Below are 17624 nucleotides of genomic sequence, written 5' to 3'. Positions count from 1 at the left end.
GGTCACCCCTCCCTCTCGTCGACGAGCGTGCGCAGCTCTTCACGGGCGGTTTCGCGATTGAGTTGGAGGTCGCGGGCGATGGAGGCGGCGAGGGCGGACTCGCCGGGGGTGTGGCCGTGTCCGGCGTATTGCCAGTCGGCGAGCACGAGGACGGTGTCCGGCTCGCGGTCGTCCAGGCCGAGCACGTCACGTTCTTGGGCGGCGCGATAGTCGGCGCGGGCCTGGCGGAGGGCGCCGAGGGTGGTCGTTCACTGCGCCTGTCAGCTGCTCTCAAGATTTCAATATCCAGCAATAGCGGATTCGACGTCCAAGAGAAGTTCCCTAAACTCGGATGTCACCTCTTCAGCCCTCATATTGTTTGAGATGCCACGCACGTTAACCGCTTTATATCCCTGCGCTGTCAATTTCTTATTTAGGGACGAAAGAGTCTTCTTTGGGGGCACCATACCCGATCTCGCCTCAGGATCGTTCCACCACGTCTCGAATTCAGGAATAGCGGCGCGCGTAACTTCCATGGCGTGATTTTTCGCGCTCACAAGGTCCGTTGTGCGACGATAAAGGAACTGCGCCTGTGCATCGACCTTCTGTTCCTCAATAGCTTCATCCAGAAGCTCATGAACCACCTGCACTTCAGCTCCCGAAAGCCGAGCAATAACACTCGGAATCAGAAAATAACTCTCAAGCTCCTTCTTCTTCCAGACATGGCAGTGGACCCCCGAATGCGACAGCGCATTGGTTACATCGAAAACTTGATTTTCCGTCCGATTGTCTCGGTCCAAGATGACGTACACCTTTACCGAATCGCCGAGCAAGCTGTCGCTGAGCGTGGCAAATGATCCAGCCTGGGCCCACTTGTCGAAGCCTCCGAGCGGGATCACCGCCACTCCCTTTTCCCCAGCAAGCCTCTTAGCCCCAACCTTGCGCGCTACGTTTCTTATGACCTTCATGTCTTGCCCCTCCACAAAGAGGGCCACCTTTGATCTCAAAGCTCGCGCAAGGCCCAGGTTGAAGCCTGTCCCTAGCGACTGGCTGGCATGTTCCAGAGATTTTGAGTCGCGGAGGTGTCTAGCGCGGCTGCGGGTCCTGTCTACGAGGATTACCGAGTCTCGCGGAGCTTCAGCGAGGATCTCAGGCGCGTGCGTGGCTAGAATCCACTGCTGATTTCTTTCCTCTAGAACATTTACTAGTCTGCGCTGCAGATCTGGATGCAAGAAGACGTCCGGCTCATCCAGGACGAGAGTCTTTGCCGTCCTATGCCGGTAGAGGTGAAGCAAAACCTGAAGCCAAATTTGCAGGCCATCGCCAGCCCAAAACAGTTCTTTGACAGATCTTGTAGCAGTCTCGGTGAAGTACAGGTCAAGCTCAGCAGTGTCGCCCGCCGAGCTAGCTTCAATGCTGAGATCCTGGATCTCTGGCGTATTATCCAGAATGAAGGATGTCAAATCAAAATACGCGTCCGCATCTTCCCTCTTGAGATAATACAATTGGTTCCTGAAGTGACTACTCGACAGGCGCGTGGTCTGACTTTCCTTTACATATCTCTCGGTAAGAATAGGCTCCCGGTGCTGGAGGGGGGTCAATGTAGGAACCACGCCGATTGACGGTGTCACGGATCGGGCACCAGCGGTAGTACTTACAATCGACCCATCACCATTGGCCAGGCAGAAAAATGGAAACTCGTGCACAGGCCAAATTGATTTAAGTGAAGCACCAGAACTGAACGTCAGCTCCAGTCGCGTTTCCGACTCCCGGAACTCATGCCGGATGTTTTCCCCCACAAATCCGGAGGGATTACCGATTCCACTTGAGAGCTGATGTCCGAGAGCCCACCTGTTTCCATCTAGATTGAAACGATCTCGACAATTCCTGCGTCGCGCGAAAGAAACTTCTTCGGCCGCAAGGCGAAGTGCCGAAATGATGGTGCTCTTGCCAGCATTATTTGGACCAACGAGCACCGCTTGTTGACCAAAGTGAATTTCGAAATCAGCGAAGCCTTTGAAGTGATGCAGGCGAAGTTTCTTAAGCACTCATCCACTGTAGTTTCCTGCACCGGCCAGGGCAGCGGTTTGGACGAATCTGCGGCATGACGGCTATGGCGCCGCCCTGCCCCCACTCGACTCAGGGGGAGACGTTAGACGGGCGTTGCTCCGGTGAGCCGTGATCAGTAGATCGGCTGCTGAGGGCGGCCCTCAGATCTCACGAGGCCGAGTCGAATGCGTGTCAAAGTCGGCAGGCAAGCGGTCGCCGAGTCGAGCGACTGCCCAGGTCAGAGCCCGGTTGCGTGGAATCGCGCGAAGCCCCTGCTAAGCCCTCAATCCAAGCTTGTCCAGTGCACCCGCAGGCCCCTTCGCGCCGCATGGCCGGATCCGCGCCCTTGTTGATGCTTCATGTACGTGTCACACAGTTAGGACGGGATGTCTCGGGGAGGGGGACTCTGCATGCCGGTGCTGGGTAGTAACAGCGGCGGGCCGTCGGACTGGGCCGTAGAGCGGTTCGGGCGGCATGCCGGCAGGCTCGTCGAAGCGATCCCGGAACAACTCGCCAGGGCTCACGCGCGGGCTCATGCCGTTCACCTCACCGCGAGGCTGAAGAAGCGCAGCCCTTACGGCGTCACCCTAGCCGAGGCAGTGCGCGAGAACCTCGCGGATACGGCTCGTGAGCTAGACGAAGCCGTGCGAGACGTGCGCGGGTACGAGTACGCCGTCATCAACGACCACGCGCTCTTCCCCTTCAAGTACGCTGACCGGCCCAAGCCTCTCGAACGTGCTCGGTTGGCAGCCAACGCTTCCCCCACTCGCCGTCGGATGCTTCTCAGCCACGGGCCGGAGCCGCAAGACGGGCTCTTCCCTCTCGACGACGAGCTCACGACAGAGGAGTACGAGGAACTGCACGAGACCTTCGAGGCGTTGGGCGCTTCTACGAAGCTCGTCTGTCTGTTCTTCACGGCCGACCCAGAGAACGGCATCCACGTCATCCACTGGGGAGACGCCCACCTCGAACCTGACCGCACCTTCACGTGGCTCCACAGTGAACAGCTGCGGGTGGCGGCCCAACGGCTTGAGTGAGCAGTCCCAGCGCTGGGCCGTCTCTGGGCCGTGCGAGGCCACCCGACGCCGACCGACAACGACAGAAGCCCACGGCATCCGAACTGGTCAGAGCCGTGGGCTTCTTCAGTCTCGCTGGTCGGCGAGAGCGGTGATCAGTAGACCGGCTACTGATCGCCCGGTGGCGGCACTTGACTCGCACGTTGAGACTCCACCGCTCGCGTGCCCATGCATCCGAGGTGCGTGGTCGGCGCTGTCAGGTCTCACTCTTGGCCATCAACAGAGCCCGCGTCGCCGGTTAGGTCCACGGGCCGGATACCCCCGGGTGCCGACCACGCGCCGCTGAGAGTACGCGTCCGCACTGACAATCGAGACCAGACCTTGGCGGTACAGCAGAGAAGTACAGCAACCACGCCGACCACTACCGACCGTAGTAGCCCGTGAACGGCTACCTGAGCACGTGCGGAGACCTCAGCGACCGCCCCGCCCGTAGTTCGCATCGAGCACGGGCCGAGCGGGACGGTGTCGAGGGTGGCCACGGCCCGGATTCGAACCGGGGTTTCCGCGTCGGGGCGAACCCGAGCGCGACGTCTTGGGCCGCTAAACGACTCATGGCCAGGCGGATCGTACCGACTCAGAGGCCGGCGAGCCCATCTCTTTTTCGAGGGAGTGACGCCGCAGGGCACCAGCTCGGATCGATCTCATACCGGATCCCGTCGCCCCACCCCCCACCCCGGGGCTTGACTGAGTCATTGATGCTCCGCCGACCTAGGTTGCCCAAAAACCGCCCGCGCATCCTCAGGCCCGGGGCAAGCTACTAGGCATGCTTGCGAACCTCCTGCCAGGAATCCGGGAAATTCGCGCCCCGTTGGCGGCCGGATACATTTGGATGATCACCTTTTGGATTGGCTTCTCTGATCATATCCCCAAGAGAAGTAATGCGCAGGGGATATGGAAAAGCGCGTACCAGCTCAGCACGGCGGTGGGAGCCACAGCCACACTCGCAGCCGCCAGTTTCGCCGCATATCTAATTGGTTGTCTTCTCGAAATTCGCGCGCGCTCTATCGTCCACTGGTTTCGATTCTCTGAATGGCGATGGAGTCTGTACCAGAAAATTCTGGGTAACCCTTTGTCTGGCCAGCTTGACGACCCACGCATGTTGAGGTGGACCGAGATGCCAGAAACGAGCCGGGGCACCGCAGAACTAGATTCCATCATTCAACCAAATGAATCCATGACTGCAGTTCGCAGGCCAGAATGGGGAACCAGCGCCTCACGTTCAGCCCTAATTGATCTAGCTATTTATATTCGTCGCGTCGGAGGCAGGAGAGCGGATATCTATTCCGCGCTGGGGCGTTTTGGCGACGAACTCGATCAACTTTCCATTCGGCTGCAGGCCGGGAACATTGATCTTTACGGTACTTACGACCGAGCAGCTGCAGAGGCAGATTTTAGGGTGAATGTCGGCTTCAGCTCATCGGCACTCTTGAGCACCATCGCAGCTAAGACCACCCTTGAAGTACTTCTACTGATCCCATGCGCTTGGTTTCTTATCATGCGGGGACAACAGAAGGCGCGCGAGGCGAACGACGTCTTGATCCAGGCTGTCGTGTCCGGAGAATTGGAGTCCACCGTTCTGGCATCCGCTCTACCTCAGCTCACCGTTTCGCCAACAGATGCAGAAGAAAGCGGTGCGGTCAGCACGGCATCTGAACCTGCCGCCCCCGGGACAACGCCGACCGGTATGACCGAACCCGCTTGAGAGCAGGCACTGTCCGGCAGAGCGCCGTGGACCATTCGTGGACAGACTGTGCTCAGCCAGTTGCAGGCGCGGCCTTGACCAGCACTATTTCGCAGGCCCTAAGCGCCCTCCGGAGCCGTTGCAGTGCGGCAACGCAGTACCGCATCGATGGGTTACACCGACAGAGTGAGCACGACCGCGTGTTGTGGAGACATGCGGTTTTCGCTCTGGTGTATTTCAAGCTGAGCCGAACGTTAGCCGCCCGGCTCCTGAGTGGCGTTCGAGAGGTAGCACTCGTTGGGATCACAAGCCTGGTGGGAGGACCTGGCCAAGGTCAAGTGGCCCAATGTTCCGCCAAGTGTGATCGCGCGCGGAACGTGGTATCAGCAGAACATGCGCAGTTCCCGCTGGAGAGCCAGGCTGCTGGATCTGGCGATCCTGGTTCTAGCTGCGGGGGTGCCCTTCGCCGTCGCAATCAAGGCTGACAACTGGGTTGTTGCGCTTCTAGGATCCCTTACATCCCTACTTACAGGGACGCGCCATGTCTTCGATCCGAAAGGAGACTGCATTCGTTTTAGCCGGGCGAATCTGCAGATTGAAACGGAGGTGGTTCGCTACAACCAAGCCTTGGACGAGTACAGCGACCCGGCCGCCGCGCCAGGAATTCTTGCCGCACGCGTCGAAAATATCTGCGCAGAGGAGACAGGCACCTGGTCTCAGCGCCTCCCCCGCCCTGCGACCCCAAGCACAAGCAGCAGCACCATGTGAGTGTCTAACTGCGTGACAACGTCGACGAACAACGGCGGACGAGAGCGAACGGCTACGGACCATCAGCGCAGGTGAGAACCACACCAACCCAAGGCCGCACCCCGCTCACGTTGCTTCGGGACGAAGAGATCGCGTGCCAGAGCCGTGCCGGCCGCGCGGTCAAGCACGGTCAAGCACGGTTCGCCGCAGTTGAGATGCGCCGGTGAGCTGCGCACCATGGCCACCCCACACCGCCGTCGTTACGGGCCGGGCGTTCCTGCCTTCCCCCTAGACTCCCTGCCGTGGCATATGAGCTGAACTACCTACTCAACCGCCTCGTCGGGTTCCGGCTGTACTCGGTGCAATTCGTCTTGGACTATGTCCAACTCCGGTTCGACGGCCCGACCGACGACATGCCCGTGCTCACATGCGACGTACTGCCCACCGTCACACTGTCTGGACAACGGTTCTCGCCGACGGAGACCGGCTGGACCGACGCGCTACGTGGACTCATCTCCCAAAGTGTGACCGCCACCCACGAAAAGACGGGCATCGGGGTCAAGGTCGACTTCGGGACCAGCTGCATCGAGTTGCACCCTGCCGAGAGCGAACTCGTCGGTCCAGAGATCGCGACGCTCAACGGTTTCGATGATCACTCCTGGATGACCTGGCGGCCCGGCGAAGACGCCTTCGAAGACCTGTAGCCGCACGTGGGGAGCCCGCACGGCCCGCAGTCACGGTGTCGAATGCGTGTCGAAGTCGGCAAGCAAGGTACCGTCAAGCCGCACGTAGGCCCAGGTCAGCGGCACTCCTGCGGGGAACTACTGTAACAGTGTGCCTTCTAAGCCCCAGGCCCATCGCTACGTCATGATCTCTCGATGGACGAGTACGCGTGGCCCACGGGTCCCGACCTGCCGGCCGCAGACGTAGTTCTCGGGAGCTGGGCGGCAACCGTCGCAGCTCTGCCGGTCGGGACCCGCGTCACTGGAGAGGTCATCGGTCGCCAACCCTTCGGCGTCTTCATACGCATAGACGGTGTGCCCGCTGCCGTGGCGCTGGCTGAGATCACCGCCATGCCGCTGGGAATGGAGCTGCCTGCCCTCGGGGCCTCCGTCGAGGGGGAGGTCTTCTGGCACGCCCACAACCGCCAGGTCAGGGTGCGGCTGGATGAGTGGCGGATGTCTGCCGAGTGATCGTTTTCTGGGCCGTCTCTGGGCCGTGCGACGGCGCCCGAGGCTACTCAAGGCCGACCGACAGTGACAGACGTGCCGGATCGGGTGACGGAGGAGTCGCAGGTCAGAGCCGCCCGACCATACGCGTTTCCCCCCAGGGGTGGCGGTCAGGCAAGATGGGGTGTATCTGCCCACTGCCAGATTTCAAGCTGCCGGACGGTTTCTCTTGGCTGAGTACATCTACACCATGCGCAAGACGCGCAAGGCAATCGGCGACAAGGTCATCCTTGACGACGTTTCGCTGAACTTCCTGCCCGGCGCGAAGATCGGTGTGGTCGGCCCGAACGGTGCCGGTAAGTCGACCATCCTGAAGATCATGGCGGGACTGGAGCAGCCGTCGAACGGTGACGCGTTCCTGTCGCCCGGCTACACCGTGGGCATCCTGCTCCAGGAGCCCCCGCTCAGCGAGGACAAGACCGTCCTGGAGAACGTCCAGGAGGGCGTCGCCGAGGTCAAGGGCAAGCTCGACCGGTTCAACGAGATCGCCGAGCTGATGGCCACCGACTACTCCGACGCGCTGCTCGACGAGATGGGCAAGCTGCAGGAAGAGCTCGACCACGCCAACGCGTGGGACCTCGACGCCCAGCTCGAGCAGGCCATGGACGCCCTGGGGTGCCCCCCCGGCGACTGGCCCGTCACCAACCTCTCCGGTGGTGAGAAGCGCCGCGTCGCGCTCTGCAAGCTGCTGCTGGAGGCCCCCGACCTGCTGCTGCTCGACGAGCCCACCAACCACCTCGACGCCGAGTCGGTGAACTGGCTGGAGCAGCACCTCGCCAAGTACGAGGGCACCATCGTCGCCGTCACCCACGACCGGTACTTCCTCGACAACGTCGCCGGCTGGATCTGCGAGGTCGACCGCGGCCGGCTGCACGGCTACGAGGGCAACTACTCCAAGTACCTCGAGACCAAGGCCACCCGTCTCAAGGTCGAGGGGCAGAAGGACGCCAAGCGGCAGAAGCGCCTCAAGGAAGAGCTCGAGTGGGTGCGGTCGAACGCCAAGGGGCGGCAGGCCAAGTCCAAGGCGCGTCTCGCCCGCTACGAGGAGATGGCCGCCGAGGCCGACAAGATGCGGAAGCTGGACTTCGAGGAGATCCAGATCCCGCCGGGCCCGCGTCTGGGCAACGTGGTCGTCGAGGTCAACAACCTCAGCAAGGGCTTCGGCGAGAAGCTCCTCATCGACGACCTGAGCTTCACCCTGCCGCGTAACGGCATCGTCGGTGTCATCGGCCCGAACGGCGCCGGCAAGACCACCCTCTTCAAGATGATCCAGGGTCTGGAGACCCCGGACTCCGGCTCCATCAAGGTCGGCGAGACCGTCAAGATCTCGTACGTCGACCAGAGCCGCGAGAACATCGACCCGAAGAAGTCCCTCTGGGCCGTCGTCAGCGACGAGCTCGACTACATCAACGTCGGCCAGGTCGAGATGCCGAGCCGGGCGTACGTGTCCGCCTTCGGCTTCAAGGGCCCCGACCAGCAGAAGCCCGCCGGTGTCCTCTCCGGTGGTGAGCGCAACCGCCTCAACCTGGCGCTCACCCTCAAGCAGGGCGGCAACCTGCTGCTCCTCGACGAGCCGACCAACGACCTCGACGTCGAGACCCTCAGCTCGCTGGAGAACGCGCTGCTCGAGTTCCCGGGTGCGGCCGTGGTCGTCTCCCACGACCGCTGGTTCCTGGACCGCGTCGCCACGCACATCCTCGCCTACGAGGGTGACTCCAAGTGGTTCTGGTTCGAGGGCAACTTCGAGTCGTACGAGAAGAACAAGATCGAGCGGCTCGGACCGGACGCCGCGCGTCCGCACCGCGCCACCTACAAGAAGCTGACCCGGGGCTGATCGATCTTGCGTCACATCTACCGCTGCCCCCTGCGCTGGTCGGACATGGATGCCTACGGCCATGTCAACAACGCGATCTTCCTCCGGTATCTGGAGGAGGCCCGCATCGACTTCCTGTCCCTTCGGGGCAAGGAGTCCAAGCAGGGGTCCGTGGTGGCGCGCCATGAGATCGACTACAAGCGGCAGCTCGTGCACCGGCCGGACCCGGTGGACATCGAGCTGTGGGTCACCGAGATCAGGGCCGCGTCCTTCACCGTCACCTACGAGGTGAAGGACGAGGACCTGGTCTATGTACGGGCCTCGACCGTCGTCGTGCCGTTCGACTTCGAGACGCAGCGGCCGCGCCGGATCACCTCCGAGGAGCGGGAGTTCCTCGAGGGGTACCGGGACGACGCCGAGGAGGAGGCCGTCGCCGCATGACGGTGCTCCACCTAGCCGACGAGCGGGAGGCGGCGGACCTCGCGGCCTTCCTCTCGCGGCTGCTCCACTACGACCGCGGTGCCGCGGTGCGCCTGCAGGCCGCCGGGACCGCGCTCGCCGTCTTCGGGCGGCCGCCGTCCTTCGAGGTGCTGGCGATCCGCGCGGTGCGGCTCGCCAAGCCGTACGAGAACGGGCTCGACGTCACGCTCGACGTGACCGTGTCCGCCGGTGAACTCCTGGAGACGGTGGACGAGTCGGCGGCGACGGCCGGCGTTCCGGCGGCGGTCACCGGGCCGCCCTGGGCGGGCGTCCTCCCGCCGCGCGGCGGCTGGCGGCCCGAGCCCGGGCTGCCCGCGCCCGACGAACTGCGGGCCATGGTCGGCGCGGCCGTCGCCGAATTCCGCTCCCGTACGGGGGAGTTGGCGCCCGAGCTGCGCACACGCGCCGAGCTCGACCGCATCGGACGGGAGATCTGGTCCCGGACCGTCGGCGACACCCACCTTCCGGTACGGGCCGCGCACGCGGCACAGTCGCTCGGGTTCCTCCGGTCCACGCAGGACGCCGGGGACCTCGCGTTGGTCTCGTCCGGTGCCTGGCTGCGGCTGCGTACGCCGTACGGGTCGATTGCCGTACGGCGTGCGGGACTTGGGGCGCTGGACGTCAGCGTCCGGTAGCCGTCCGGGCAGGGCGGGCGGCCAGCCCGCGTGATCACTCGCTGTCGTCCGGTCGTACGGCGATGTGGTCCGGCTCCAGTTCCAGGGCCACGCGGTCGCGCATGCCCAGGGCCTCGGTGTACTCGGCGGGGAGCTGGAGGCGGCCGGCGCGGTCGAGCATCGCGTACTCGCGGGCGACCACCGTCTCGTGGCCGGTGGCCTCGTCGACCTCGCTGCGGCGCAGGACCTCCGTGGAGGTGCGGCCGTCGCGGATGGCGACCGTGCGCCGGACCTCGCCGGCGACCGCCTGGTCGTGGGTGACGATGACGATGGTGGTGCCCAGGCGTTCGTTCGCGGTGCGGAAGGCGGCGAAGACCTGTTCCGCGGTGTGGGAGTCGAGTTCGCCGGTGGGTTCGTCGGCGAGCAGGACCGCCGGGTTGTTGGCGAGGGCCACGGCGATGGCGACGCGTTGCTGCTGGCCGCCTGACATCTGGTGGGGGCGGCGGTCGCGGCAGTCGGAGACCTCCAGCAACTCCATGAGTTCCAGGGCCCGTTCGGTGTGCGGACGGCGCTTTGTGCGGGTGCCCGCGAGCTGCATGGGGAGGGCGATGTTCTGGGCCGCGGTGAGGTAGGGGAGGAGGTTGCGGGAGGTCTGCTGCCAGACGAAGCCGACGGTGGTGCGGCGGTAGGCCAGGCGGTCCTTCGCGGTCATGGTGAGGAGGTTGTGGCCGGCCACGCGGGCGGTGCCGGCGGTGGGGGTGTCGAGGCCCGCGAGGATGTTCATGAGGGTGGATTTGCCGCTGCCGGATGCCCCTACGAGGGCCATGAGTTCGCCCTCGTGGACGAGGAGGTCCAGGCCTTGGAGGGCTTGGACCTCTGTGCCGTCCGTGGTGAAGATGCGGACCAGGCGGTCGCAGGTGATGAGGGCGTCGTGGCCGTAGGTGGGGCGGTTGCGTTGGGCTGCGGCGCGGTTTGCCAGGTCGGTGAGGGTGGGATTTGCCGGGGGCATCGGGGTCTCCTGGGCATCGGCTTGGTCGACAGTGGCCCGGGGTGGGGGTTGCTGTGGGAGTGGGCTTCGCTTGCCCGCGCTTGCGGGGTGCCGCTCTCTTTGGGGCGGGAGCCGCCCTGAGGGGCACGATTGCCCGCAGCTACGGCGGCGAGGCGGACCGCAGCTAGGGCGGCTGTGCGCAGTCGTCTCCGAGCGTGTGGGTCATCGGGCATCCCCGGCCCTCAGTTCCGCCACCGCTCCCCGCCGGCCGGTCCACCAGGCCTGAGCCGCTGCGACACCCACCGTCAGCAGGACGATCGCCGTTGCCGGTAGCAGCAGTGATGTCGCGTCCGTGCGTAGCACCGCATCCGTTGCCGGTGCTCGGTCCGAGGCCAGCGCGATCGTGGTGAGGTCCACGCCCGGTGAAAGGAGCCGGATCGTCGCCCAGCCCGTCAGGGTGCCGCCTGCTGCTGCCAGGACCGCCTGGGGGAGGGACTCCAGGATCAGCAGGTGGCGGCCCTGGGTGCGGGTCAGGCCCATGGTGCGCAGGCGGGCCAGGAGGGCCGTGCGTTCGGGGGCCGTGCGCAGGAGGGACAGGAGCACGGCCAGTACGGCGTAGCCGGCGCCCGCGGCGACCGCCGTCGTGTAGACGCGTTCGGCGCCGGTCTGGAGGGGGGAGTCGGCGTATCGTGCGCGTTCCTCGGCACGTAGTTGTACGTTCGCCGAGTGGGGTGCCGCTCTGCGCAGGGCGGGTCCGTCGAGGTGGCTGCCGGTCAGCAGCAGTGCGGTGGGGAGGGACGCCTGCCTGTTGAGGCCGGCGCGGTCCACCACCAGGAAGTTGTCGCCGGCGACGGCAGGGGTGCGGTCGACGACGACGGTGATGCGGACGGTGACCGTGGTGCCGTCCTCCAGGCGTACCGGGAAGGGCCGGGTGCCGTAGGCTCCCGCCACCGTGGGGGACGCGAGTGCCGGGAGTGGACCGTGGCCCGGCGGGTCCCTCAACTCCCCTTCGGGGAAGGGGCCGAGGCCCGTCCGGCTCGCCAGTTCTGCGTAGTCTCGCGGATCCACCCCGGCCAGCGGTACCGGCCGGGTGAGGTCGGTCGGCTTGGCCTGGTACGTGATGCTCGCGACCGCGAGGCCCTGTACGCCGGGCGTCCGGCGGATCCGGTCCGGCAGGCCCGCCGGCAGCGGGGTCGTCGTCTCGATGCGGGCTTCGGCGCCGACCGCGAGCAGGGCCGCCTGGTCGCGCGCCTCGCGTACGCCCGCGAGGACCGAGCCGCCGAAGGCCGCCGTGGTGAGGGCGGTGAGCAGCGCCAGCAGGGGCAGCACCGCGGAGGCGGAGGTGCGGCCCGCGCGGGCCAGCGACAGATGGCCCAGTGCGCCGCGCAGCCGCGCCGCCGGACGGGCCAGGCCGCGCAGCGGGAGCGGGTAGACGCGAACGAGCACCAGGGCCGCGACCACTCCCACCAACACGGGTGCCAGGGCGGTGAGCTGATCGCCCGTCGTGCCCCGTCTGCGCAGGGTCTCGACCGCGCCCAGGGCCACCACGACCAGGGTGAGCTCGGCGACCGTACGACGCCTGGACGGCCGTACCGAGGTCACGTCCGCACGGCCGCCATGGACGCGGACGGTCCGGTGCGCGGCAGCCGCCCGCAGGGGCAGGGCCGCGCAGGCGACCGCCGTGACCGCTGCCGCCGCGGCGATCGCGTAGGGGGCGCGGCCGTCGGGGAGCGCGAGCAGGGCGACCGCCAGGCCCACGGCGCCCGCGGGGACCGCGACCACCGCGGTCTCGGTGAGGAGGCGGCCCGCCAGGCCCGGCAGGGATGCGCCGCGGGCGCGCAGCAGGGTGAGTTCGGCGCGGCGGCGGTCGGCGGCCAGACCGCCCGCCATCAACAGGACCACGGCGGCCACCGTGCCGGCGCCGAAGGCGGCGACGGCCACCAGCGGGCGGACGCCGGACCGAAGACCGGTGAAGTCGTTCAGTACGGTGTCCAGGTCGGTCTCCACCGTCGTGGACGGGTCGGTGAGCGTACGGATCTTGCGCAGGGTGGGGCCGGACTCGAGGGACGCGACGGCGGACTTCAGGCTGTCCGCGTCGTGGGCGCGGAGCGCGGTCGGCGAGGGGGCCAACTGCCAGTAACGCCAGGGGCCTACGGTCGTGCCCAGCATCGCCGGGGCCGCCTCGGGGGCGAGCAGCAGAGAGCCGGCCCAGTACCTGTCGGGGTCGGCGCCGTTTCCCGGCAGCAGGACGAGATCGGGGGTGCGCAGGAGGGGCTGGGTGGCCCAGTAGGCGCCCTCGGGGTCGCGCGGGGTGACGATGCCGGTGACGCGGACGGCCAGCGGGGCGCGTTCCACGCGGGGCACGTGGATCACCGAACCGACCTTGATGTGCAGGCTCTTGGCGGTCGCGACGGTGACGGCGGCCTCCACCCCGGCGGTGGCGGTGGTGACCCGGCCGGCGTGCGGGAGGCGTCCGCTGCGTACCGTCGCGTGGTCGGCGAGGCCCTGCTGCGCGGCGAGGGACAGCTGCGCCGGCAGACCGCTCGGCTGGGGCAGCCAACGGTCCGGGACCTCCTGGGGCTTGGTGCGCACCCCGTACGTCGACTGGTCCGGGTCGACGACGAGCGGACGCGGCACGGCCGCACGGACCTTCGCGTACTGCGCGGCGAGCGTGCCGGGGCGCAGCGCCTCCTCGCGCCGCTCCCGTGGCAGGAACAGGCCGGGCTGCTCGGCCCAGACCGCCACGCCGGTGGTCGCGGGCCGGGCCCGCTCGACGGCCCGGCGCAGAGCGGCGTCCTCGTAGCGGTCGACTGCCCGCGGGAACGCGGCGGCGAGGCAGGCGGTCAGCGCCACCAGCAGCGCCAGCGCACAGGCGGCACCGGGCGCGACACGCAGCCGCGTGCGCACCCAGGGAACCGGCACCGGGTTCATGTCACTCACCCCCCTGCTCCCGCAGCGACACCACCGGGTCGCCGCGCCGCACCGCCAGCGCCGCCGTCACGAGCAGCGGAGTCACCGCCACGGCCGCCAGCAGTACGGCGACATGCGGCACCGGCAACTCGACCAGCACCCTCGGCACCGGACGCGTGGCCTGCGCCGTCAGCACGATCAGCGGGATCACCGCCCGGGTCAGCACCGTCCCCAGGGCCGTCCCCACCACCAGCGCCAGTGCCACCAGCACGCCCTGCTCGACGGCGATCATGCGGGCCAGTCGGCGGCGCGGGGCGCCCAGGGCCCGCAGCACGGCCAGTTCGGCGCCCCGCTCCCGCAGGGACCCCGCCGCACTCACCGCGAAGCCGACGGCGGCCAGCGCCGCCGCGACCCCGGCCGCCGCCGCGAACGCCGCCTCCGCGCCCGCGCCGAAAGGATCGTCCCGCAGCCGGGCGGCCGTCTCGTCCCGCACCACGACCTGTGCCGGGTCCAGCTCGGGCAGCGCCCGCAGGGCCTTCGCGACCTCGGCCGACTCTCCGGGGCCGGTCCGCAGCCACCACTCCGTGGGCGTGACGCTCGTCCCGTACCGTGCCTCCAACAGCCGGTTCACGGACCGCAGATCGACCAGCAGGGCGCCCCCGCCGGCGTCGCCGGTCGTCGGCAACTCCCGTATCGCGCGCACGATCCGCACCGGCACGTTCTCCCCGCCGACCGTCACGTCAACCCGCTGCCCGGTGCGCGTGCCCGCCGAGGTGAGGAACCGGTCGGTCGCCACCGCCGTGATCTCGGGCGGCCTCGGCTGTAGGACCTGCACCCGCACCGTCAACGAGGCGGCGACCCAGGTGTTCTCGGCCGGCACGTACCCCGTGCCGTACTCGACGGTGAGCGGCCCCGACGAACTCAGGTGCGGCTTGGTCGGGTTCGTGCTGCCGTCCGGCGAGGAGACCTGCCCGTCAGTGCGCACGGACGCCTTCCAGGAGTCGGGCAGCGGGACCGTCCGCACGGTCCCGTCCACCCCGGTGGCGATCAACTCCCGCAATTCCAGCCGCTGCTGCTCGGGCTTCCCGACCGGCTGGGACAGCACGAACTCCACGTCCGTGAGCGCCAGCGGCCCCTCGGAGACGGGAACGTCGAGCGTGTGCGCCCGCCCGTCGCCGGGGAGTTCCCCGGCCGGCACCTGGTACGGCGTCCCGTACCGGTCCACCAGCGTGACCGTCACGTCCGCCGCCGTGCCCGACCCGTCCCGGGAGGAGCTGTGCAGGGCCGCGGTCAGCCGCAGCCGGGCGGTGTGCGGAGGCACCTTCGCGCCGGCCGTCGGCGTCCTCGGGCCCAGGGACGCGAGCAGCGGCCGTACCGGCTGCGAGACCAGGTCCCGGCGCACCAGCATCGTGTCCGCCGCCTGCGCGGTGTCCAGCGCCAGCAGTGCGGCCGTGCGGTCACCGGACAACGGCAGGTCCGCGCGGAAGGCCGGAGCGACCTCCTGTACGTGCGGGACGGCCGCGTAGGTCTCCGTGCGCCCGAGGCCGTCCTCCCCGGCGGCGATCACCCGCACCGGGGCGCCCGCGCCGAAGTCCGCCTGGTCGCCCTGCGAGCGGTTCCAGGAGGCGCGCTGCCCGATCGCCAGCATGCCGAGCGTGACGGCCAGGACCAGCAGCAGCACCGGGCCCGCCCCGCGCATCGGGCGGCGGCTCAACTGCCAGCCCGCCAGCGCCGCGGTCAGCCCGCGCCCGCCGGCCGCCCGCCGCTCGGCCAGCCGCGCCACCAGGGGCAGCAGGCGCAGGGTCAGTACCGTGCCGGCGAGCAGGGCGAGTGCCGGGGCGGCGACCAGGAGCGGGTCGATGCCGAGCGTGCCGGACCTGTCGCCGTTCACGGCGCCGGAGTTCTGCTTGTCGAGCTGCCAGTACGCTACGGCGGCCACGGCCAGCAGGGCCAGGTCGGCGCCGGTGCCAAGAGCTCGGGCGCTTCTGTGAGTGGCCGTGTGGGGGTGCGTCTTGGCTGATCGCGCAGTTCCCCCCGCCCCTGCGGGGCGCGGCCCCGCCTTCAAGGGGCGCGGGGCTGTGCCGGTGCATGCGGCTCCGCCGCGGGGGCGCGACAAGCCACGATGGGCCCGCAGCCGAAACACAGCCCCTCGTGGCTCGACCCGCGGAGCGCCCGGCAGCGTCACGGCCAGCGCGCAGCCCAGCCCCACGGCCCCCGCCACCACCCACACCCCGAGCCCCCCGCCCGTCGGCACCTCCAGCCGCAGCCCGATCCGTGCCAGTGGACCCTGGCCGGCCAGCAGCCGGGTGAGCGGGCCGGCCAGCAGGGGGCCGCACAGCACCGCGGGCGCCGCCAGGAACAGGGCCTCCAGGGCGGCCAGCGAGGCGATCCGCGCCCGGGAGGCACCGCGGGCCCGCAGCAGCCGGACCTCGCCCGCGCGCTCGGCGCTCAGCAGCCGGGCCACCAGCAGCAGTGCACAGCAGGCCAGCAGCACCAGCTGCAAGGCGACGATCAGCAGCGTCGAACGGGAGACGAGCAGTGAGCGCTCGACGCGGTCGAGAACCTCGGGCAGCGACGTGCTCGCAGCCGTCGCGCCGCTGAGCACCGGCTGCCGGCGCAGGGCGGCCCCACCCGCTCCGGCCGCCTTGCGCAGCTCGCCGATCCGCCCGGTCGTCAGCGTCGAGAAGTCGGCCGCCGCCAGCCATCCGGAGGGCCCGGCGCTCACCTTGCCGCCGCTCAGCACGCCGGGGGCGGCGAGCAGGGGGCCGTACGTCGTGAAGTCGACGGTGGTGACGCCCCGGCCGCGCAGGTCGTCCAGCCGCCAGTAGGGCGCGTCCGCCCGGACGGGCCGGTACAGGCCGGTGAGCGTCACGTGCACCTTCGGGCCGCCGAGCCGGTCGGTGAGGGTGAGGCGGGCGCCGGGCTTCAGGCCGAGGCGCCGGGCGGCGGTCTGCGGGAGGGCCGCCTCGATGCCGGTGCCGGAGACCGTCCGGGGCGCCCGTCCCGACACGAACCGCACCTGCATCGGGTCCAGCGCCGCGACATACGTCAGATCGGGGTTCCCGGCCCGCTCGGCCGGCGGCTGGAGCGAGCGCGGGAGTGCGTACGGGCCCGAGCGCACCAGGGTCCGCACGGTCACCGGCAGCCCGTCGAACATCCGTCGCGCCCCCTGCCGTACCGCGTCCTCGGCGGCGGTGCGCCGGTCCGCCGGGACCTCGGCCTTGACGATCAGCGCGGCATCGGCGGCGTTCTGCGGGTCCCGTAGCGAGTGGCGCAGGGCCGCGTCACCGATCGCGCCCGAGTAGGCGGTGAGGGTCGCGAGGACGGCCGTGGTCAGCAGGACGGTGAGCAGCGCGGCGGCCAGCAGCGGGCGGTGCGCACGGGCGCGTAACAGGACGAACCGTGCCACCGCACCGAACGCCGTCACGCCCAACCCCCCGTGGTTGTCCAGACCTCCGGGCGATGTTGTCAGAGTGAGCGGGCCCTCGGTAAGCGCTTGTACGGCGGGCTTGACCGGATCGTGACCGGATTCCGGCGTCGTACGACCGGAATCCGCACGTCATGCGGTCATGTTCAGTCCGGGGTGTTCACCATCGAGGCCGCGGCGTACGTCAGGTACTTCCACAGTTGCTGCTCGTGCTCCTCGGACAGACCGAGCTCGTCGACGGCGTCCCGCATGTGCCGCAGCCAGGCGTCGTGCGCCTCGCGGTTCACGGTGAAGGGGGCGTGGCGCATGCGCAGCCGGGGGTGGCCGCGGTTGTCGCTGTACGTCGTCGGGCCGCCCCAGTACTGGATCAGGAACAGCGTGAGGCGCTCCTCGGCCGGGCCGAGGTCCTCCTCGGGGTACATGGGCCGCAGCACCGGGTCCTCGGCCACGCCCTCGTAGAAACGGTGGACGAGGCGGCGGAAGGTCTCCTCCCCGCCGACCTGCTCGTAGAAGGTCTGCTCCTGAAGCGTGCCGCGCCGAATCTCATTCACGCTCCCCATGCTCTCAGACGGCCCGGCGGAGGACCTGAGGCTTAGGACCCCGCTCCGCATCCAGGAAGCGGACATTCCGG

The 17624-nt window shown here is 68.2% G+C and carries 13 protein-coding genes, 1 tRNA gene and 1 pseudogene; 8 read left to right on the top strand and 7 right to left on the bottom strand.

Going from position 1 to position 17624, the window contains the following annotated elements; translation table 11 throughout:
* Positions 1 to 2: 2 nt before the first annotated feature.
* Together ACFY1E_RS03380 and ACFY1E_RS03375 are read right to left on the bottom strand one after the other, a co-directional pair.
* Positions 3 to 248, bottom strand: a pseudogene (locus tag ACFY1E_RS03380) (replication initiator); the annotation flags it as partial.
* Positions 249 to 278: 30 nt separating this feature from the next.
* On the bottom strand, positions 279 to 2027 hold the full coding sequence (locus tag ACFY1E_RS03375) for an ATP-dependent endonuclease (protein WP_389070814.1): 1749 nt from the start codon (positions 2025 to 2027) through the stop codon (positions 279 to 281).
* 411 nt (positions 2028 to 2438) lie between these two features.
* Between ACFY1E_RS03375 and ACFY1E_RS03370 the strand changes: the two genes are divergently transcribed.
* The gene (locus ACFY1E_RS03370; protein ID WP_389070811.1) at positions 2439 to 3065 is read left to right on the top strand and encodes a hypothetical protein; all 627 of its coding nucleotides are present in this window, start codon (positions 2439 to 2441) and stop codon (positions 3063 to 3065) included.
* A 511-nt stretch (positions 3066 to 3576) separates the two neighbouring features.
* Here ACFY1E_RS03370 and ACFY1E_RS03365 read toward each other — a convergent pair.
* A tRNA-OTHER gene (locus ACFY1E_RS03365) sits at positions 3577 to 3661 on the bottom strand.
* A gap of 206 nt (positions 3662 to 3867) precedes the next feature.
* Here ACFY1E_RS03365 and ACFY1E_RS03360 point away from each other — a divergent pair.
* The 7 genes from ACFY1E_RS03360 (at position 3868) to ACFY1E_RS03330 (ending at position 9689) form a co-directional block, all read left to right on the top strand.
* The gene (locus ACFY1E_RS03360; RefSeq protein WP_389070810.1) at positions 3868 to 4806 is read left to right on the top strand and encodes a hypothetical protein; all 939 of its coding nucleotides are present in this window, start codon (positions 3868 to 3870) and stop codon (positions 4804 to 4806) included.
* A 276-nt stretch (positions 4807 to 5082) separates the two neighbouring features.
* On the top strand, positions 5083 to 5553 hold the full coding sequence (locus ACFY1E_RS03355; protein WP_389070808.1) for a DUF4231 domain-containing protein: 471 nt from the start codon (positions 5083 to 5085) through the stop codon (positions 5551 to 5553).
* 281 nt (positions 5554 to 5834) lie between these two features.
* The gene (locus ACFY1E_RS03350) at positions 5835 to 6236 is read left to right on the top strand and encodes a hypothetical protein (RefSeq protein WP_389070806.1); all 402 of its coding nucleotides are present in this window, start codon (positions 5835 to 5837) and stop codon (positions 6234 to 6236) included.
* A gap of 174 nt (positions 6237 to 6410) precedes the next feature.
* Positions 6411 to 6725 carry a hypothetical protein gene (locus ACFY1E_RS03345; protein ID WP_389070804.1) on the top strand — a complete coding sequence of 105 codons (315 nt, stop codon included), beginning with the start codon at positions 6411 to 6413 and terminating at the stop codon, positions 6723 to 6725.
* A 205-nt stretch (positions 6726 to 6930) separates the two neighbouring features.
* The gene (gene ettA, locus ACFY1E_RS03340; protein WP_389070801.1) at positions 6931 to 8595 is read left to right on the top strand and encodes an energy-dependent translational throttle protein EttA; all 1665 of its coding nucleotides are present in this window, start codon (positions 6931 to 6933) and stop codon (positions 8593 to 8595) included.
* 6 nt (positions 8596 to 8601) lie between these two features.
* Positions 8602 to 9015 (top strand): acyl-CoA thioesterase, encoded by a 414-nt coding sequence (locus ACFY1E_RS03335; RefSeq protein ID WP_389070799.1) that lies wholly within the window; start codon positions 8602 to 8604, stop codon positions 9013 to 9015.
* Positions 9012 to 9689: a hypothetical protein gene (locus tag ACFY1E_RS03330; RefSeq protein WP_389070796.1), complete on the top strand. Its 678-nt coding sequence runs from the start codon at positions 9012 to 9014 to the stop codon at positions 9687 to 9689. The genes ACFY1E_RS03335 and ACFY1E_RS03330 overlap by 4 nt, the downstream gene beginning before the upstream one ends.
* 34 nt (positions 9690 to 9723) lie before the next feature.
* Here the strand turns inward: ACFY1E_RS03330 and ACFY1E_RS03325 are convergent, their stop codons facing one another.
* The 4 genes from ACFY1E_RS03325 to ACFY1E_RS03310 form a co-directional block, all read right to left on the bottom strand.
* Positions 9724 to 10677 carry an ATP-binding cassette domain-containing protein gene (locus ACFY1E_RS03325; RefSeq protein WP_389070793.1) on the bottom strand — a complete coding sequence of 318 codons (954 nt, stop codon included), beginning with the start codon at positions 10675 to 10677 and terminating at the stop codon, positions 9724 to 9726.
* A gap of 201 nt (positions 10678 to 10878) precedes the next feature.
* Positions 10879 to 13587, bottom strand: a complete 2709-nt coding sequence (locus ACFY1E_RS03320; RefSeq protein WP_389071610.1) for an ABC transporter permease — start codon at positions 13585 to 13587, stop codon at positions 10879 to 10881.
* Position 13588: 1 nt separating this feature from the next.
* A complete protein-coding gene (locus ACFY1E_RS03315) occupies positions 13589 to 16993 on the bottom strand; it encodes an FtsX-like permease family protein (protein WP_389070791.1) in 3405 nt (1134 codons plus the stop codon).
* Between the two features lie 146 nt (positions 16994 to 17139).
* Complete coding sequence (locus ACFY1E_RS03310) at positions 17140 to 17553, bottom strand: globin (protein WP_389070789.1); 414 nt, start codon at positions 17551 to 17553, stop codon at positions 17140 to 17142.
* Positions 17554 to 17624: the final 71 nt, after the last annotated feature.

It is taken from the genome of Streptomyces sp. NPDC001604, assembly GCF_042893475.1.
In the GTDB taxonomy this organism is placed as follows: domain Bacteria; phylum Actinomycetota; class Actinomycetes; order Streptomycetales; family Streptomycetaceae; genus Streptomyces.
Note: the sequence above shows the minus strand (reverse complement) of the source record. Positions and strands in the feature narration are given on the sequence as shown.

Bases quoted from the DNA above. Each gene is read 5' to 3' on its own strand.
- ACFY1E_RS03370 (WP_389070811.1), top strand. From the start codon at position 2,439: ATGCCGGTGCTGGGTAGTAACAGCGGCGGGCCGTCGGACTGGGCCGTA.
- ACFY1E_RS03360 (WP_389070810.1), top strand. From the start codon at position 3,868: ATGCTTGCGAACCTCCTGCCAGGAATCCGGGAAATTCGCGCCCCGTTG.
- ACFY1E_RS03345 (WP_389070804.1), top strand. From the start codon at position 6,411: ATGGACGAGTACGCGTGGCCCACGGGTCCCGACCTGCCGGCCGCAGAC.
- ACFY1E_RS03330 (WP_389070796.1), top strand. From the start codon at position 9,012: ATGACGGTGCTCCACCTAGCCGACGAGCGGGAGGCGGCGGACCTCGCG.
- ACFY1E_RS03325 (WP_389070793.1), bottom strand. From the start codon at position 10,677: ATGCCCCCGGCAAATCCCACCCTCACCGACCTGGCAAACCGCGCCGCA.
- ACFY1E_RS03320 (WP_389071610.1), bottom strand. From the start codon at position 13,587: ATGAACCCGGTGCCGGTTCCCTGGGTGCGCACGCGGCTGCGTGTCGCG.
- ACFY1E_RS03310 (WP_389070789.1), bottom strand. From the start codon at position 17,553: ATGGGGAGCGTGAATGAGATTCGGCGCGGCACGCTTCAGGAGCAGACC.